This is a genomic window from Roseovarius ramblicola, assembly GCF_042430665.1.
Classification (GTDB): Bacteria; Pseudomonadota; Alphaproteobacteria; order Rhodobacterales; family Rhodobacteraceae; genus Roseovarius; species Roseovarius ramblicola.
Genome location: NZ_JBHMEC010000032.1, coordinates 1 through 3,060, shown reverse-complemented (window position 1 = coordinate 3,060; position 3,060 = coordinate 1). Strand labels below are relative to the sequence as shown.

Below are 3,060 nucleotides of genomic sequence, written 5' to 3'. Positions count from 1 at the left end.
GCATCGAGAGGGGGCGTGTGCCGCCCCTTTTGGCGCCTGAACACGGAATACCGGAAGCCCGGCACGATCTGCGCCGGGTGGTTAACCGGCGCCGTCTGGTTTCCCTTCGAGACGGGGCTGTGCTTGAGCACCTTCACCTCCTTGTAGGGATCGAGACCGGCCAGGTAGTCGTCGCGGCGCGTCGTCATTTCCGCGAGGGTGCCGCGCGCATTCAGGTGTGCCACCCGGTATTCGTCCTGCCACGCGCCATGCCCGCCCATCTCGATGGCCTCGACGCTGCTCTTGAGGCTGGCAGCGAGTTTAAGGCAGAGCGTTTTCACATGCTCGGGTATCAAGCCTTGATCGTAATGCGCGATCACCGTCCGTTCCGTTTCGCCCACGGTGACGGGCTCGACATTGCCGAATGTGTCCACGAACCAGTTATACCCGTCCATGCACTTGTGATCGTTCGGGTCAGCCCCGGAGCCGAAATGGCGAATGAGATCGCGATCCACCTTCATGAGACCGCCCCGTAGATATGATTGGCAAAATCCGTGTCGAACTCACCCTGCCAGGTCACGACGTGGCCGTTCAGCTCGACGGCGTTTCCGCCGGAACCGCCGGGATACACGTCGGTCGTGCCACTGGACTTGCTCCAACCATCTCCGCCGTCAGCACCCCATCCACCACCTCCGCCAGCGGCAAGCTCTGAGGAGTTTCCAACGGTGGTGACTGTTTCTCCGGGATTGTTTGAGGATCCGCCTGCTCCTCCATCCGGCTTTCTAAACGACACTCCACCGGCACCTCCGGCACCAGGAAGCACCCTTCCGCCGCCGCCGCCTGTTCCTACGTTCGGATCGCTCATACTCAGTGCCCTTGTTATCTATCTCAATCAGGAAACGCTCGCGCCACCACCTCCAGAGCCGCCTCCAAAACCCTTGTTTCCGCTCTCTTGCTCCATACCGTCATCGCCGGCGGCGCCCGGCGAACCGCCTGATCCACCTGATACGCCGTCGTTGTCGCCGGCTTTCCCGCCGCCCGCTCCTCCACCCCCAGTGAAGCGAGCGCTGCCTACAACACCCGAACCGCCGCCGCCGCCGCCTGCTATGTATCCAGAGACGCCGCCCTCAATAGTAATGGATGTGCCGAGACTGAGCGCCGGACCACCGGGCAATCCCTCTCCATTGGGCAGTGCGTCCGTAGAAGAGTCTCCGCCTTTCCCGATGATGTAGCCTTCCACGATGAGCTTCAGACCACCGGGGAAGGCCCCCGTGGTCATCCCCGGTATCGTATTGTCGTCGGACCAGACATAGACCCCGGCGGCGACCGTGATCTCGGCGTAGCTTGTGCCGTCCCAGCCCTGCCCCGTCGCCCATGTCGCGAGGTTCATTTCCTGCTGGTTCGATGAGATCGTGGCGGTAAACGTGCCACCACCCCCGCCGCCAGCAGCTCCGCCGTCGAATATCCCTGTGCTGGGAAGCGTCATGCCGAGGCTCCTCCGTAGATCGTGGTGCCGCCGTCATAGGACCAGAAGGTGTAGGAACGCGTCTCGCCGTCCGCAGGCGGATCCAGCGCGGCCGCGCCGCCCATCTCGATCATCGTCGGCAGCGTCATCGTGTTGGTGCCCGTTGCCGTCACCGTGAGATGCCACATGGAAAAACCCGCGGGGATGTTCGAGAAGGTGAGCGTGGCGTTGGCGGTGAGCGCGTACTTGAAGCTGTTGCCCGTCGAGAGGTCGAGAGCGCCGGACGTGATTGTTCCGGCGCTACTCACTGATGGCAAATCCCCCACCGTCGCGCTGTACAGAGTGGCGTCACGTTGCACGATGATGAGGTCGGTGGACTGCACCGCCATTTTACGGCGCCGCCGTCAGTTGCGAGATCGAGAAGCCGAGCACCTGCCCTGACAGCGTGAGCGGGTTGGTGTTCGCGTTGCCCCCCAGAGTGACCGCTGCGTGGCTCGCGGTGGCCAGAGAGTCGAGGTTCACAGTTCCGGTCACGGTGATGTTGCCGAGCTTGCTGACCTGCGCCGGGACCATGAGGCCGGCGTTGGTGCCGTCCGCCGCCGGAAGGATGGCGTTTGTCCCGCTGGATGAGGTGACGGTGCCTTGCGTCGGGGCGGCGGTGTAGCCCAGGTCCGCGCCGCCCGCAGCCACATCCATCCCTTCGGCCTCGGCGACCTTTGTGAATGCGCTGCCGCGCCAGACATAGATCGCCCAGCCCGTGCTGACCGTGGCATCGCCGGAGGCATCGGCCACGAACACCCGGTCGCCGATGCTCAGGTTGCTGATGGCGTTCCGGGCCGTGATGTCGGCCACGTCGAACTGCGACGTGCCGACGTTTTCCTCGACATAGGCGAGGATGTCCGAGCCGAGCGTGTGATACACCGCCCCCGCCCGCTCGATGATGAAGTAATCGGATCCTTGCAGTGCCATCTCTTATCCTCTCGATAGCGTCGAAATGTCGTGGCGCAGTTCCGCGCCTACGATCTTGAAGCCGGGGCCGGCGGAGAGGCCGGACGTCGATGCTTTTGCCGCGTAGTGACGGGCCGAAAACAGCCCCGGTTCGACCTCCACATCCTCAGGGCTGGAGGCCCATTCCCGGGCCTTGTCGCGGGCAGCCTGGGCCGCGGACACGAGTATGGGTGGAGGTGCGGGCCCGAGCGCGGTTTGCAGGTCAGCCGACCCGGCCGCGACCATGTCCTGGTCAACGGTGAGCACACCGTTATGCGACACATCATCCTTGCTCACGGACATCTCGTATTGTCCGGCCGCGAGCGCAACGCCGCCCGTGAAGGCCGCGCCATCCAGCACCCCGATCGCACCGGTGGCGTCCGTCCGCCCAGTTACCGCGCGCGTCACCCAGGCCGCGTCGCCCGAGGACGCCACGTATTTCTGTTTCGGCACGATAGAGACGTCGGCCTCGGTGACCGGCGCGCCGTCGGTGCCGTAGAAAATGCCTGTGATCGTCGCGGTTCCGAGCACGTCTGTCGCTCCCTGTTCTGGATGAGCCTACCCCGCGGCGGCGGCGGGTGTCAGATGAAGGCGGGTCATGCCATCGTGTCGTCGCCCGTCGGGGGCGA

At 64.5% G+C, this 3,060-nt stretch carries 6 protein-coding genes; all 6 read right to left on the bottom strand.

Features of this window, described 5'->3' with window-relative positions:
- On the bottom strand, nt 1-500 hold a 500-nt coding region (locus ACFFU4_RS17675; RefSeq protein WP_377071215.1), incomplete at its 3' end, for a hypothetical protein.
- Nucleotides 497-844 (bottom strand): hypothetical protein, encoded by a 348-nt coding sequence (locus ACFFU4_RS17670; protein ID WP_377071213.1) that lies wholly within the window; start codon nt 842-844, stop codon nt 497-499. The genes ACFFU4_RS17675 and ACFFU4_RS17670, both read right to left, overlap by 4 nt.
- Nucleotides 845-871: 27 nt before the next feature.
- Nucleotides 872-1,465, bottom strand: coding sequence for a hypothetical protein (locus ACFFU4_RS17665; RefSeq protein ID WP_377071212.1), 594 nt, complete (start codon nt 1,463-1,465; stop codon nt 872-874).
- Entirely contained in the window at nt 1,462-1,833 is a 372-nt protein-coding gene (locus tag ACFFU4_RS17660) for a hypothetical protein (protein WP_377071211.1), read from the bottom strand. Before ACFFU4_RS17660 ends, ACFFU4_RS17665 begins: the two co-directional genes overlap by 4 nt.
- A gap of 1 nt (nt 1,834) precedes the next feature.
- Nucleotides 1,835-2,413, bottom strand: coding sequence for a hypothetical protein (locus ACFFU4_RS17655; RefSeq protein ID WP_377071210.1), 579 nt, complete (start codon nt 2,411-2,413; stop codon nt 1,835-1,837).
- Nucleotides 2,414-2,416: 3 nt separating this feature from the next.
- The gene (locus ACFFU4_RS17650) at nt 2,417-2,962 is read right to left on the bottom strand and encodes a hypothetical protein (protein ID WP_377071208.1); all 546 of its coding nucleotides are present in this window, start codon (nt 2,960-2,962) and stop codon (nt 2,417-2,419) included.
- Between the last annotated feature and the right edge of the window lie 98 nt (nt 2,963-3,060).